At 68.2% G+C, this 13,318-nt stretch carries 11 protein-coding genes and 6 tRNA genes; 7 read left to right on the top strand and 10 right to left on the bottom strand.

Features of this window, described 5'->3' with window-relative positions; all coding sequences use genetic code 11:
• Nucleotides 1–126: 126 nt before the first annotated feature.
• The gene (locus A6745_RS02365) at nt 127–2,106 is read right to left on the bottom strand and encodes a bifunctional metallophosphatase/5'-nucleotidase (protein ID WP_066123041.1); all 1,980 of its coding nucleotides are present in this window, start codon (nt 2,104–2,106) and stop codon (nt 127–129) included.
• 253 nt (nt 2,107–2,359) lie between these two features.
• Between A6745_RS02365 and A6745_RS02360 the strand changes: the two genes are divergently transcribed.
• On the top strand, nt 2,360–2,629 hold the full coding sequence (locus A6745_RS02360; protein WP_066123037.1) for a hypothetical protein: 270 nt from the start codon (nt 2,360–2,362) through the stop codon (nt 2,627–2,629).
• 77 nt (nt 2,630–2,706) lie between these two features.
• Here A6745_RS02360 and A6745_RS02355 read toward each other — a convergent pair.
• The 4 genes from A6745_RS02355 to A6745_RS02340 all read right to left on the bottom strand — a co-directional run bounded on the left by A6745_RS02355 (nt 2,707) and on the right by A6745_RS02340 (nt 4,209).
• Nucleotides 2,707–2,783, bottom strand: a tRNA-Asp gene (locus A6745_RS02355).
• A gap of 45 nt (nt 2,784–2,828) precedes the next feature.
• Nucleotides 2,829–2,904 (bottom strand) — tRNA-Glu (locus A6745_RS02350).
• Nucleotides 2,905–2,933: 29 nt separating this feature from the next.
• A tRNA-Ala gene (locus A6745_RS02345) sits at nt 2,934–3,009 on the bottom strand.
• 189 nt (nt 3,010–3,198) lie between these two features.
• Complete coding sequence (locus A6745_RS02340) at nt 3,199–4,209, bottom strand: aldo/keto reductase (RefSeq protein WP_082852856.1); 1,011 nt, start codon at nt 4,207–4,209, stop codon at nt 3,199–3,201.
• A gap of 322 nt (nt 4,210–4,531) precedes the next feature.
• On the opposite strand from A6745_RS02340, the gene A6745_RS02335 reads away from it, so the two are divergent.
• The 3 genes from A6745_RS02335 (at nt 4,532) to A6745_RS02325 (ending at nt 4,832) form a co-directional block, all read left to right on the top strand.
• A tRNA-Ala gene (locus A6745_RS02335) sits at nt 4,532–4,607 on the top strand.
• A 27-nt stretch (nt 4,608–4,634) separates the two neighbouring features.
• A tRNA-Glu gene (locus tag A6745_RS02330) sits at nt 4,635–4,710 on the top strand.
• 45 nt (nt 4,711–4,755) lie between these two features.
• A tRNA-Asp gene (locus tag A6745_RS02325) sits at nt 4,756–4,832 on the top strand.
• 131 nt (nt 4,833–4,963) lie between these two features.
• On the opposite strand, the gene lnt is transcribed toward A6745_RS02325, so the two are convergent.
• The 5 genes from lnt to miaB all read right to left on the bottom strand — a co-directional run bounded on the left by lnt (nt 4,964) and on the right by miaB (nt 10,579).
• Nucleotides 4,964–6,571 carry an apolipoprotein N-acyltransferase gene (lnt, locus tag A6745_RS02320; RefSeq protein WP_066123032.1) on the bottom strand — a complete coding sequence of 536 codons (1,608 nt, stop codon included), beginning with the start codon at nt 6,569–6,571 and terminating at the stop codon, nt 4,964–4,966.
• Nucleotides 6,572–6,646: 75 nt separating this feature from the next.
• Nucleotides 6,647–7,537, bottom strand: a complete 891-nt coding sequence (locus tag A6745_RS02315) for an HlyC/CorC family transporter (protein ID WP_066123030.1) — start codon at nt 7,535–7,537, stop codon at nt 6,647–6,649.
• A 66-nt stretch (nt 7,538–7,603) separates the two neighbouring features.
• Nucleotides 7,604–8,086 (bottom strand): rRNA maturation RNase YbeY, encoded by a 483-nt coding sequence (gene ybeY / locus A6745_RS02310; RefSeq protein ID WP_066123029.1) that lies wholly within the window; start codon nt 8,084–8,086, stop codon nt 7,604–7,606.
• Nucleotides 8,073–9,110: a PhoH family protein gene (locus tag A6745_RS02305; RefSeq protein ID WP_066123027.1), complete on the bottom strand. Its 1,038-nt coding sequence runs from the start codon at nt 9,108–9,110 to the stop codon at nt 8,073–8,075. Before A6745_RS02305 ends, ybeY begins: the two co-directional genes overlap by 14 nt.
• Nucleotides 9,107–10,579, bottom strand: coding sequence for a tRNA (N6-isopentenyl adenosine(37)-C2)-methylthiotransferase MiaB (gene miaB, locus A6745_RS02300; RefSeq protein ID WP_066123026.1), 1,473 nt, complete (start codon nt 10,577–10,579; stop codon nt 9,107–9,109). Before miaB ends, A6745_RS02305 begins: the two co-directional genes overlap by 4 nt.
• A gap of 224 nt (nt 10,580–10,803) precedes the next feature.
• On the opposite strand from miaB, the gene A6745_RS02295 reads away from it, so the two are divergent.
• From A6745_RS02295 to A6745_RS02285, 3 genes are read left to right on the top strand one after another with little or no spacing between them, the layout of a single operon-like run.
• Nucleotides 10,804–11,517 (top strand): secretin and TonB N-terminal domain-containing protein, encoded by a 714-nt coding sequence (locus A6745_RS02295; RefSeq protein ID WP_066123023.1) that lies wholly within the window; start codon nt 10,804–10,806, stop codon nt 11,515–11,517.
• Between the two features lie 46 nt (nt 11,518–11,563).
• A complete protein-coding gene (locus tag A6745_RS02290) occupies nt 11,564–12,067 on the top strand; it encodes an RNA polymerase sigma factor (protein ID WP_066123021.1) in 504 nt (167 codons plus the stop codon).
• A 49-nt stretch (nt 12,068–12,116) separates the two neighbouring features.
• A complete protein-coding gene (locus A6745_RS02285) occupies nt 12,117–13,124 on the top strand; it encodes a FecR family protein (protein ID WP_066123020.1) in 1,008 nt (335 codons plus the stop codon).
• Nucleotides 13,125–13,318 lie beyond the last annotated feature (194 nt).

The raw sequence follows: 13,318 nt of genomic DNA, 5'->3' as shown, positions 1-13,318 counted from the left end.
GCGGGGGCCGCCAGACCGTCCGTCCAAAAGTTCGCCCGCCACGCCTGGCGGCCATTTCTGGCCACCCGGCAGGCGGGCGTATCGGACACCGAGGCTCAGCCTTTTACAGGCCGAGCGGCGTGCCTATCAGGGGTTGAACGACTTCGTGCTGTACAGCGCGTCGTCCACGCGCTCGATCACCGGCAGGTTCGTCGACGAATCGACGGTCTGGCGATCGATGTAGGTCTGGAAGGCGTCAGCGTCGAGCACGCCGATGTCTTCGCGGCGCTCGGCCGGGATCGTGGCCAGGACCTTGTAGCCGTCGCCACCCTGGGCCGCGAAGCTCAGCGTGAACAGCTTGTAGGTCTTGGCAGGGTCGATGGCTTCCCACACGCCGGTGTCGCGGTTGCGCACTTCCAGGTTGCTGGCGCGGCTGCCGTAGGCTTGGGCGTAGTTCACGTCGAAGCGCAGGCCGCCCGTGTAGGGGTAGGGGCCGGTCGAGCCGCCCGTGCCGAACACGGCGTTCAGGCCATCTTCCACCATGGTCTTGACCTCGGCGCCGGTCAGCTCCAGGCGCCACAGCATGTTGCTGAAGGGCAGGACGGTCAGCACATCGGCAGCCGTCACGCGGCCCGTGACGGTGTCGATGGGCAGGGCCACGCGCACGCCGCCGCCGTTCTGCAGCGAGATGTCGGCGCCACCGTAGTCGCTGTTGGCGATTTCCAGGAAGGCCTGAGCGACATACTGCTGGATGTCGCCGCCGCGCAGGGCGACGTTGCCTTCGGTGTTGCAAGTGTCGCTGCTGTTGCTGACGTCGGCGATGGCGGGGTTGGGCGGCGTGCCGGGAACGCGGCGACGGCACAGTTCCTGCATCGTGATGGCGACTTCCTTGGCGCGGAACTCATCCACGAAGGCCTTGAAGGGCTTCAGCAGTTCGGCGGCGGCGGTGTCGGGGTGCGTGATGCGCAGGAAGCCGCTGGCGGCGATGTCGTCACGCATGGCGCGCAGATCGGCCGCGCTGGGCGTGGCGCCGCTGACGCTGATGTTCTCGTCGATCAGCACGTGAGGCGTACCGCCGCAGTTGGTGACCTTGCCGTCCTTGTCGAACGAGACGTTCAGCTCGCCCACGACCTGCGAGTATTCCCAGGCGTGCACCAGGCACACGGGGCTGCCGTCCTTGTCGGCCAACTGCTCGGCATACTTGCCGGCGGGGGTGCCCACGCCGTAGTCGGTCAGCCAGTCCGGGCCCAGCAGGGTGTGCGAGTCGCCACCGACCACGACGTCCACGCCGCTCAGGTTGGCCAGCACCTGCTTGTCGTACTCGTAGCCGATGTGGCTCATGACGACGATCTTGTTGATGCCCTGTGCCTTCAGTTCGTCGATCGAACGCTGCGCGGCAACGGTTTCGTCTTCGAACGTGGTGTCGGCGTCGGGGCTGGACGAGTTCTTGGTCTTGGTGGCGATCGTCAGGCCGACGATACCGATCTTCTGGTCGCTGCGCTCGACGATGGTGTACGGGTTGACGTAGCCCGGGGCGCGCGACGGGTTCAGTTGGGAGTTCTCGCCGAAGTGCACGTTGGCGCTGATAACCGGGGTCTGGCAATCGTCGGCGTGCAGGCGGTCGATGAAGCCCTTGAGTTCGGTGTCGCCCTTGTCGAATTCGTGGTTGCCCAGCGTGAAGGCGTCGAAGCACACGGTGTTCATCATCGTGGCATCGGCTTCGCCCAGCGCGCCGGCGCGGTTGTAATACAGCGTGCCGGTCAGGGCGTCGCCAGCGTGCAGCTTCAGCACGTTGGTCTTGCCAACGGACAGCTCTTTCATGGCCGCGGTGACGCGCGGGAAGCCGGCGGCCTCGACGCTGACCGCCGTGCGGGTGCCGGCGGCATTCTTCAGGTTCAGCGTACGGTTCTTGGCATCCAGGTTCGAATGGTGATCGTCGATGTGCAGGATGGTCAGGTCCATCGGCTCGCCAGCGACCGGCGGCGTGGTGGCCTGGTCGTCGTCGTGGTCGCTGCCGCCGCAAGCGGCGACCAGACCTGCGGCGGCCAGGGCCGCGGCGATGACTTTCAGGCGATGGTTCCAACGGGACTCGGACCCGTTGCGGCCAAAGGACGGCTCAGCGTGCATGACTCTCTCCTCGATACAAAAGAGGCGTCATGGTTGCCTGAGGTAATGACGTAGCTGTTACGTAGCTGAATGAAGAAGGGTTTCTGTCGTTTCCCTGAAACGGTGTGTATTAATGTGTCGATCAGTCATGCTGACGTAATTTGAATATGAGGGACGCATGTTCCTTCTGCTCACATCGGTCATGGATCGTGACCGCGCGCCGCCGGCAACAGGCCTACCATTGGATCACCACGTTAAAAAACCGGAGACCACGATGGCCCAGAAAGAAGAACGTACCGCCGATGAGATCCGCCTGTATGTCCAGCAGGCGGTGGATGGGCTGACCTCGCCGGCGGGCGACGTGAAGATCGTCATCCCGCCGCCGCAACTGCTGCGGGACGACCAGGGCGCCGGCAACTGGAACATGCCGCCCTATGCCGGCGACAAGACGTATGCCGAGGTGGTCGCGCGCGTCGTGAGCGAGGCGCAGGCCAAGTACCGGTTGAGGGTGGTGGTGGCGGAGGATGACGACGACGAGGACTGACGTCGCCGCGCCGGCTGCGCGCAGGCGGAAATGAAAAAGGGTTGGCTCGATCTGCATCGAGCCAACCCTTCGAATTTTGGCGGAGCGGACGGGGCTCGAACCCGCGACCCCCGGCGTGACAGGCCGGTATTCTAACCAACTGAACTACCGCTCCGCAGCGGTTTGCGTCACCGTACTACCTGTGCAGATGCCAGCAAGCTGGCGTCCCCTAGGGGATTCGAACCCCTGTACTCACCGTGAAAGGGTGATGTCCTAGGCCTCTAGACGAAGGGGACTTGGACCCGCACATTCTGTTCGCGTGGACTGGTGGAGGTAAGCGGGATCGAACCGCTGACCTCTTGCATGCCATGCAAGCGCTCTCCCAGCTGAGCTATACCCCCGATGTGCTTCACTGCGCTTGGCGATGGCCTGGGAAGGTATCGCTTTGCCTTTGCCGTAAAGCCGTTTCGGCGAACAGGGCGCGAATTATGCACTATTTTTTTACCGCTGTCAGATGCCCAGGCAAATTCGCCGAAATTTTTTCGGACCGCCACGCAACGTCGCCAGGGCAGGGGGAGCGATGTGCCGTGTCAGCGGCGCAGGCGCTCGGTCAACGGCACGTCGTCGGCGTGCGGCCAGGCCGGCCCCGCGCCCGCGCCGCTGCGCTCGATGGCCCGGGCGATATCGTCCAGGTCGTCCCCATCCAGTTCCAGCGTGGCGGCCGCCAGCCAGCCGTCGACCTGCGCGGCGCTGCGCGCGCCGACGATGGCGCCGGTGACGCCCGGCCACGCCAGCGTCCAGGCGATCGCGACCGCGCCTGCCGTGGTGCCGTGGCGGTCCGCGATCGGTTCCAGGGCATCGGCCAGCGCCAGATTGCGCGCCAGCAGTGGCGCGGTGAATTCGGCGTGCCGCGAACGCCAGTCGTTGTTTGGCAGGGCGCGAGCGCGGGCTTCGGAGAACTTGCCCGACAGCAGGCCCGATTGCATGGGGCTGTAGACGATCACGCCGACGTCGTGTTCGGCGCACCAGGGCAGCAGGTCCGCCGCCGCTTCGCGCCGTACCGCGGAGAAAGGCGGCTGCAGCGTATCGACGCGGCCCAGCGCGTGGGCGGCCTGCAACTGGGCCAGGTTGTGGTTGGACAGGCCGATGGCGCGCAGCTTGCCGGCCTGCTTCAGTTCCAGCAGCGTGCCCCAGTATTCGGAAAGCGGCGTGCCGTCGCCCGCCGGCCAGTGCATCTGGTAGAGGTCGATGCATTCGACGCCCAGGCGCCGCAGCGAGGCGTCGACTTCGCGCCGCAGGCTGTCGGGCGAACCGTTGCGGCGGGGCATGGCGCGCGGATCGTCGTCCTGCGTCCAGGTCAGTCCGCCCTTGGTGAATACATAGGGGCGCTGCGAGGACGGCATGCCGGACAGCGCCCGGCGCACGATGTCCTCCGAATGACCCAGGCCATAGACGGCCGCCGTGTCGATCCAGTTGATGCCGCGATCGACCGCATGGCGGATCGCGGCGATGGACTCGCCGTCATCCTGCGACCCCCAGCCCACCGCCCAGTCGCCGCCGCCAGCGGCCCATGCGCCGAAGCCGACGCGGGTGATGTGCATGTCGGTGCGCCCCAGGCGCCGGGTAGGGAAGGAGGTTCGGGTCATGATGTGTCGTCGTTCTGGATGCGGCGTCCGTGATCGTCATTGCACCGACGATGCACCTAAAGCGCCTGCCGCGCAAGTCGTTGATTTGATTCGAGCTATGTCCCTGGATCTGCGATGGCCACACGGCGGGCGCCGGGTTCGTGGCAGAAGGATGACAAAAAAAGCGGATTTTTTCCGCAGTCGACTTGCACGAAGCCAAAAACTTCTGCATAATCTCGTTTCTTCGCCGACACAACGAAGCAAGCAGCAAAAAAGCAAGGCGCTGTTTGAATCTCGGGGGGGTATAGCTCAGCTGGGAGAGCGCTTGCATGGCATGCAAGAGGTCAGCGGTTCGATCCCGCTTACCTCCACCAGTCAAAGCGAAGAAATGTGCAGTCCAGGTCCCCTTCGTCTAGAGGCCTAGGACATCACCCTTTCACGGTGAGTACAGGGGTTCGAATCCCCTAGGGGACGCCAGCTTGCTGGCATCTGCACAGGTAGTACGGTGACACAAACCGCTGCGGAGCGGTAGTTCAGTTGGTTAGAATACCGGCCTGTCACGCCGGGGGTCGCGGGTTCGAGCCCCGTCCGCTCCGCCACTAGATTCAAGCTGAAGGGTTGGCACGCAACGTGTCGACCCTTTTTGCTTTATGCGGTCGGTTCGCGACCGCGAAGGGGCGGCCTCGCAAGCCGCCGCCACCACCACCACCATCGGCGGTGCGTCCTTTCATCAACGTGTCTTGCGCCCGCGCCGAGCGGCCGCGACGATCAGCAATACGCCCGACAGCAGCAGCAACGGGGCATCGCCATAGCGTGTATACGGCGTCAGGCCCGTCATGCCTTGCACCGTCACGGGCAGGATGCCCGCCGTGTGCGGCGGCAGTATCGCGTCGACGCGGCCATGCGCGTCGATCGACGCGGTGATGCCGGTATTGGTCACCGTCACCATGGGCCGGGCGGTTTCCACGCTGCGCAGGCGGCCGATCTGCAAATGCTGGCGCAGCGCCCAGCTGTTGCCGAACCACCCCAGATTGCTCAGGTTGACCAGGATGGTCGCGCCCGGCTCGCCATTGGGGCCGGGCAATATCGCCGGCAGCAGCTCGGGCCCGAACAGGTCTTCATAGCAGATGTTGAACGCCAGGTGCCGGCCACGGATGTCGAATGGCTGCTGGCGCACCGGGCCGCGGTCGAATTCGCCCAGCGGGATGTTCAGCATCTGCACGAACCAGCCGAAGCCCGGCGGCACGTATTCGCCCCAGGGCACCAGATGGCGCTTGTCGTAGCGCTGCGGCATGGTGCCGGCGGCGATCTGCTCGAAAGGCGTATTGGCGTCGAAGCCGATGGCGCTGTTGGTGTAGCGCTGCGAGCCGTCGGCCTCGATGGTGTGCAGCGGCACGCCCATGGCGATGGCGCTGTTCTGGCGTTCCGCCAGCTTGCGCCAGGTTTCCCACACCTGCGGATCGAGTTGGTCCTGGAACAGCGGCAGCACGGTCTCGGGCAGGATGATCAGGTCGGGCGCGGGCTCGCCGGCGGCGGGCGCCTGCACGGCCAGCCGCATGTGGCTGATGATGCCCTCTTCCAGCAGGGCCGGATCGAACTTCTGCGACTGGCCGATATTGCCTTGCACCAGCCGCATGTTCATGGGCCTGCCCTCGGGGGTGGACCATTCGACGCGGGCCAGGGGCCAGCCCGCCGCGACCAGCGCCAATGCGGTTCCCAGCACGGGCAGCGAGGGCCGCAGGCGTCCGGCCGAGGACAGGGGAATGGAAGCCAGTGCGGCGGCGGCCAGCGCGGCCAGCAGGGCCATGCCGTGCACGCCCAGCAGGGGCGCCCAGCCGGCCAGGGGGCCGTCCACGTGCGCGTAGCCGATGTTCAGCCACGGGAAGCCGGAGAACAGCACGCTGCGCAGCCATTCCAGGGCGGCCCAGGCGGCGGCCCAGGTCAGGGCATGGGCCAGCGGCGATACGGGTCTGCCGGTGGGGCGCAGCCACACGGACAGCATGCCGGCGAACCCCGCGAACAGGGCCAGGAAAGCGGATAGCGCCACCACGCCGGCCACGGCCAGCGGGGCCGACAGGCCGCCGAAGTGGTTCATGCTGATGAACAGCCAATACAGCCCGATGCCGAAGCTGACCAGGCCGAACCACCAGCCGCGCGCGAAGGCGTGCCAGCCGCGCCGGGCGTCCCGGGTGCTGCGGGCCAGTACGGCCAGCGCCAGCACCTGTACGATGGACAGGGACCACGCCGGCAGGGGGCCGGGAGCGAAGGCCAGGGCATGCACGCCGCCGGCCAGGGCTAGCGTGGCGGCGGTGCGCCACCGCGGGGGTGTGGTGTTCACGGGCTTACCCTTCTTGTTGCTGCGTGGCCGAGGCCCGGATGTGACGTCCGCCCGGCCAAGGCCGGGCGGCAATGCTTACGCTTCGGCGGGCGTGGCGGATTCGGCGGCCGGACGCTGCGGCAGGCGGCGCACCCGCAGCCACAGCGCGCGGCGCGCGTCGGCCCGGATGACTTCGATGCGCAGATCGCCCCGCACGGCGATGTCGCCACGCTTGGGGATACGGCCGAGTTCACCGCCCATCCAGCCGCCGACGCTGTCGTAGTCGTCGTCGGGCAGGTCGGTCTGGAACGTGTCGTTGAAGTGGCTGATCTCGGTGGCGGCCAGCAGGCGCCACTGGTTCTCGGCCTCGGGAATGATCGAGGCGGTGTCGTCCTCGTCGTACTCGTCCTCGATGTCGCCGACGATTTCCTCCAGCACGTCTTCCATCGTGACCAGGCCCGAGATGCCGCCGTGCTCGTCGATGACGATGGCCTGGTGGTTGCGGCTGGCGCGGAAGTCGCGCAGCAGCACGTTCAGGCGCTTGGCTTCGGGAATGAACACGGCGGGACGGACCAGCGCGCGCAGTTCGATGCCGGGCTCCAGCATGCAGCGCAGCAGGTCCTTGGCCAGCAGGATGCCGATGATGTTGTCGCGATCGTCTTCATAGACCGGGAAGCGCGAATGGGCCGTCTCGATGACGATGGCCAGCAGCTGCGGCAGCGGCTGGGAGATGTCCAGCAAGTCCATGCGCGCCCGCGGCACCATGATGTCGGCCACGGTGAGCTCGGACACGGCCAGCGCGCCCTTGATCATGGAATAGGATTCGGCGTCGATCAGCTGGCGTTCGTGCGCGGCGTCGAGTACGGCCTTGATGCCTTCGCGGTCTTCGGGCTCACGGCGTACGAGGCCCAGGACACGGTCGAGGAGGGACTTGGAGGATTTTGCGTTGCGCGCGGGCGCATCGGTGGCAGGATAAGGGTCGGACATCGTCCAAGCGGACAAGTTGGGGAGAGGCCAGCATAACCGAATCCTGGCTGCAGGTTTGTTACGCGGTTACCCGGCTGGCGCGATATAAGGGTCATCGATACCCATGCGGGCGAGCACGGCCGTTTCCAGGCTTTCCATCCGCTTGGCGTCGCGCGCGCGGATGTGGTCGTAGCCCAGCGCGTGCAGCACGCCATGGATGGTGAGGTGGGCGGCGTGGTGCAGCAGGGTCTTGCCCTGCTCGCGGGCCTCGCGCGCCAGCACCGGCACGCAGATGATGACGTCGCCGCGCGCCACGCCGTCCGGGCCGATGCCGTACTCGAAGGTCAGCACGTTGGTGGCGTAGTCGCGCTCGCGGAATTCGCGGTTCAGGCGCCGTCCCTCGGCCTGCCCGACCAGGCGCAGGCTGAGTTCGGCGGCGTCGAAGCCGGCCATGCCGTCCTGCGCGGCGCCCGCCAGGGCGTACTGCGCCCAGCGGCGCAGGCGCCAGCGCGGCAGGCGCGGCTCGGCCACGGCGTATTGCACCGCCAGGGACAGGTCAGGACTCTTCATTCTGGGCGGCCAGGTCGTAGGCGTCGACGATGCGGGCCACCAGGGGGTGGCGCACCACGTCGCGGCTGGTGAAGCGCGTGGTGGCGATGCCCTGCACGTCTTCCAGCACCTGCACGGCATGCGCCAGGCCGCTGCGCTGGCCGCGCGGCAGGTCGACCTGCGAGGGGTCGCCGGTGATGACCGCCTTGCTGCCGAACCCGATGCGGGTCAGGAACATCTTCATCTGCTCGGGCGTCGTGTTCTGCGCCTCGTCCAGGATGACGAAGGCGTGGTTCAGCGTGCGGCCGCGCATGTAGGCCAGCGGCGCGATCTCGATGGTCTGCTTCTCGAACAGGCGCTGCACGCGGTCGAAACCCATCAGGTCGTACAGGGCGTCGTACAGCGGGCGCAGATAGGGGTCGACCTTCTGGGCCAGGTCGCCGGGCAGGAAGCCCAGGCGCTCGCCGGCCTCGACGGCCGGACGCGTCAGCACCAGGCGCTGCACCGTCTCGCGCTCCATGGCGTCGATGGCGCAGGCCACCGCCAGCCAGGTCTTGCCCGTGCCGGCCGGGCCCACGCCGAAGGTGATGTCGTGCTTGAGGATGTTTTCCAGGTAGTCGCGCTGGCGCGGCGTGCGGGGGCGCAGGTCGGAGCGGCGGGTGCGCAGGATCGGCGTGCCGTCCTCGCTTTCCAGGCCGGGCAGGCCGTTGGCGCCCTGTTCGCGCGGGTCGATCTCCTGGGATTCTTCCTCGGCCTGGCGGCCGACGCCGATCTCGACCAGGCCCAACTGGATGTCGTCGATCGACAGTTCGCGGTGCGTGGCCTGGTCATGGAAACGGCGCAGGGCGCGGCCGGCCAGTTCTGCCTGCTCGCCCTCGATGGTGACGCGCGAGCCGCGCCGCGACAGGCGCACGCCCATGCCGTCGGCCAGTTGGCGCAGGTTCTCGTCCAGGGGGCCGCACAGGTTGGCCAGGTGGGTGTTGTCGCCGTCCAGCGTGATGATGACGGGCATCAGCCGCTTGCGGCCGCGGGGGGCTGTACTCATTCGGTGTCCTGGCCCGCAGTGATGCGGGCGCTTGCCTGCTGCGTGGCGCAGTGGCTGCCGGAGCCATCCGGCGAGCCGGTGGCCACCCGGCCGCGCAGCGTGTTGGTGTTCGCGTGCGTGATTTCGACGTCGACCATCTGGCCGATCAGGCGGGCCGGCGCGGCGAAGTTGACGATGCGGTTGTTCTCGGTGCGGCCCATCAGTTCGCGGGCGTCGCGGCGCGACTCGCCCTCGACCAGCACGCGCTGGCGCGTGCCTACCATGCCGTTGGCGATGGCGGCGGCCTGTTCGTTGATCAGGGCCTGCAGGCGTTGCAGCCGGCGCAGCTTGACGTCCTGCGGCGTGTCGTCGTGCAGGTCGGCGGCGGGCGTGCCGGGGCGGCGCGAGTAGACGAAGGAGAACGAGGTGTCGAAGCCGACGTCCGCGATCAGTTTCATGGTCTTCTCGAAGTCTTCCTCGGTTTCGCCAGGGAAGCCCACGATGAAGTCGGACGACAGCGTCAGCCCGGGGCGCGCGGCGCGCAGCTTGCGCACCACGGATTTGAATTCCAGCGCCGTGTAGCCGCGCTTCATGGCGGCCAGCACGCGGTCGCTGCCTGCCTGCACCGGCAGGTGCAGGAAGGACACCAGCTTGGGCAGGTGCGCATAGGCGTCGACCATGCGCTGGGTCATTTCCTTGGGATGCGAGGTGGTGTAGCGGATGCGCTCGATGCCGGGGATCTCGTGCACGTATTCCAGCAGCGTGGCGAAGTCGGCGATCTCGCCGGAATCGCCCATCGCGCCGCGGTAGGCGTTGACGTTCTGGCCCAGCAGCGTGACTTCCTTCACCCCCTGGTCGGCCAGGTCGGCCACCTCGACCAGCACGTCGTCGAACGGACGCGAGACTTCGTCGCCGCGCGTGTAGGGCACGACGCAGAAGCTGCAGTATTTGCTACAGCCTTCCATGATGGACACGAAGGCGGTGGCGCCATCCACGCGCGGCGGCGGCATGGCGTCGAATTTCTCGATCTCGGGGAAGCTGATGTCGACCTGCGAACGGCCCTGCGCGCGGCGGCGCGCGATGAGCTCGGGCAGGCGGTGCAGGGTCTGCGGGCCGAACACCACGTCGACATAGGGCGCGCGCTTGACGATGGCCTCGCCTTCCTGGCTGGCCACGCAGCCGCCCACGCCGATGACCAGGCGCGGATTGAGCTTTTTCAGGTGCTGCACGCGGCCCAGGTCGGAGAAGACCTTCTCCTGGGCCTTCTCGCGTACCGAACAGGTATTGAAGAGAATGACGTCGGCCTCTTCGGGCGAGTCGGTCAGTTCCAGGCCCTGGTCGTCGCGCAGCACGTCGGCCATCTTGTCCGAGTCGTACTCGTTCATCTGGCAGCCGAAGGTGCGGATATACAGTTTGCGGGGAGCGCCGTCCGGTGAGGCGGCGCGCGCGCCGGCCGGGGCCGGCGCACGCTTGAGGGTGGTTTCTTGCATCGAAGTTCGCCGTGACGGGTGTAGATCCCGGGGGCGCCTTGGCTGGGGAAACCGGTATTCTAGCCCGTCCCCCCGCCGCAGCCCGGCGCCATGATCGCCGCTGCGTAACGGAGTAGTCATATATGGTTGGCATCATCGCCCGGTTCACAGGGGGCCGATCTTGCCGGACTGTTCACTTGCCTGCGCGCCTGCCCGCGCGGCCGGACGCGGAGCACGCGGCTTCGATGCATCCGCATGACCCCGGCCTGACCCGCTCGATGCTGCGCGTGTTGTGCGGACTGGCGGTGGCCGCCGCGCCGCCGCCGGCCGCGCCGGCCCCCGATGCCTCGGCGGACGCAGCCGTCATGGCGGATACCCTCGTCGATTTCGACATCCCGGCCCAGCCGCTGGAGGACGCGTTGTACCAGTACGGCGACATTTCCCGACAGCCCGCGCTGTTCTCCAGCAGCCTGCTGGCCGGACTGACTTCGTCGCCCGTGCGGGGCCGCCTGACCGCGGACGCCGCCTTGCGCCAGTTGCTGGCCGGCACCGGACTGGTGGCCGAACCGGTCGTCACCCCGCATGGCCGGACGTTCATGCTGCGCCGGCCATCCGGCCGCGCCGCGCCCGATCCTGTGCCGTCCGCCGCACTGGATGGCTACCCGGGCCTGGTCCAGGCCCGCATCTGGCAAGCCCTGTGCGACGACCCGCGTACGGCGCCCGGCGCGTACCAGGCACTGTTCCGCGTCCGGGTGGACGGCGGCGGCCGCGTGCGCGATGCGCGCCTGCTGCAGTCTTCCGGAGACGCCTATCGCGACGTGGCGCTGCTGGCCACGCTGGGCCGCGTCAGCATCGGGGCGCCGCCGCCGCGGCCCGAGCTGCGCCGGCCGTTCGTGATGAGCCTGCAGCCCGCCGCGGCCGGCGTCTCCCCCTGCCGGCCCGCCGGAGCGAGCCGATGACGGGCCGGCTCCGCCGCGCCGCCGCCAAGCGCACCGGGACGCCGCGATGAGCGAGACCCTGCTCGACTATCTGAACAAGCGCTATGCCAACCTGAAGGGGCGGCTGACGCATCTGCTGGGCAACGCCGACCTGGCGGGCGATGCGCTGCACGACACCTGGGTGCGCCTGAAGGCGCGCCGCGACGAGCGATCCATGGACAGCCCGGGCGCCTACCTGGTGCGGATGGCGGTCAACATCGCCGTGGACATCCAGCGCCGCCAGCGCCGCTCGGTGTCCGGCGAGCAGGCCGACGCCTGGCTGGACGACGCCGCCGACCCGCGGCCCGGCCCCGAGCAGACCGCCGCCGCGCGTTCCGACCTCGACGCGCTGAGCCGCATCATGGAAGGCATGCCCGAGCGGCGCCGGATGATCGTGGTGCTGGTGCACTGGGACGGCCTCACCCAGAAGGAAGTGGCCAGCCGCCTGGGCGTGTCGCTGCGTACCGTCGAATACGAGCTGAAGCGCGCCCACGATGCGCTGGACGCCCACTTCGACCCCCAGGACCGATGAATGCGACGATTGCGGGTTGCGCGCCCGCCATTCGTTTATAGAACAGACCATGACCTCACCGACCGCCGACGAATCTCCCGTTGCCCGCGACCCGCTCACACAGCAGGCCTGGGAATGGCTGCGCCTGCTGAATTCCGGCCACGCCACCGAACGGGACGAGCAGCGGTTCCGCCAGTGGCTGGCGGCCAGTCCGGCGCACCGGGCCGTGCATGAAGAAGTCGTGCGCCGCTGGGCGGTGCTGCGGCCCGCGGCCGGGCAACTGCTGCGCGGCAATGCCGAGTTGCGCGCCGCCCATGCCCGCCTGAAGCGGTCCGGCAAGCCCGACCGGCGCGGCCGGCGCGCGTTCCTCGGGGCGGCGGCCGGGGCGGTCGCCGCGGCCGGGGTGGCCGTGGCCTATCCGCCCCTGGGGCTGTGGCCGGCGCCGTCCGAGTGGGGCGCCGATTACCGCACCGCGCGCGGCGAGCAGCGCACGCTGGCGCTGGCCGAGCATGTCAGCGTCGTCTTGAATACCGCCACGAGCGCGCGCCGGCAAGTCAGCGCGGGCGCGCTGGTGGGGCTGGAGCTGTTGAGCGGCGAGGCGGCCGTCGACCTGGCCGGCGGCGCACGGTCGTTCGCCGTCACCGCCGGCGCGGGCAGCGCGCACGCGCAGTCCGGCAGCTTCGACGTGCGGCGGCTCGAGGGCGGCAAAGTCTGCGTCACCTGCGTCGAGGGCGCCGTGCGCCTGGAGCATGCCGCGGGAGGACTCATCCTGCAGGCGCGGCAGCAGGTGGTCTACGACCCGGCCACCGTCGGCGCGGCCACCCGCGTCGACCTGGACGAGGTGTCTGCCTGGCGCGACGGCATCCTGGTGTTCCGCCATACCCGGCTGCCCCAGGTGCTGGACGAGATCAACCGCTATCGGCCCGGCCGCGTGGTGCTGATGAACGACGCGGCGCGCCGCGAGATGGTCACCGGCCACTTCCGCATCGCCTCGCTCGATCTGGCGCTGACGCAGCTTCAGCACGTCTTCGGTCTCGACGCCCGGGCGTTGCCGGGCGGCGTGCTCATTCTTACCTGACACCGGTTTCTCCGGCCGTCGCGCTCGTTCCTGTCCGAGGCCATGCCCGGGCGCGTCACGTTGGCGTCGTGAACTGCAAGAAATAATTCAAATAGAAAGTTTGCGGGATCTTCGCAAGCCGTTCGTTTTAGCCATATCCGGCCCTGGCCGCGGCATGGGCCGCGCCAGGCCGGCAGCAATTCCGACCGCGCCGT

The organism is Bordetella ansorpii (assembly GCF_900078705.1).
Taxonomy (GTDB): domain Bacteria; phylum Pseudomonadota; class Gammaproteobacteria; order Burkholderiales; family Burkholderiaceae_B; genus Bordetella; species Bordetella ansorpii_A.
Note: the sequence above shows the minus strand (reverse complement) of the source record. Positions and strands in the feature narration are given on the sequence as shown.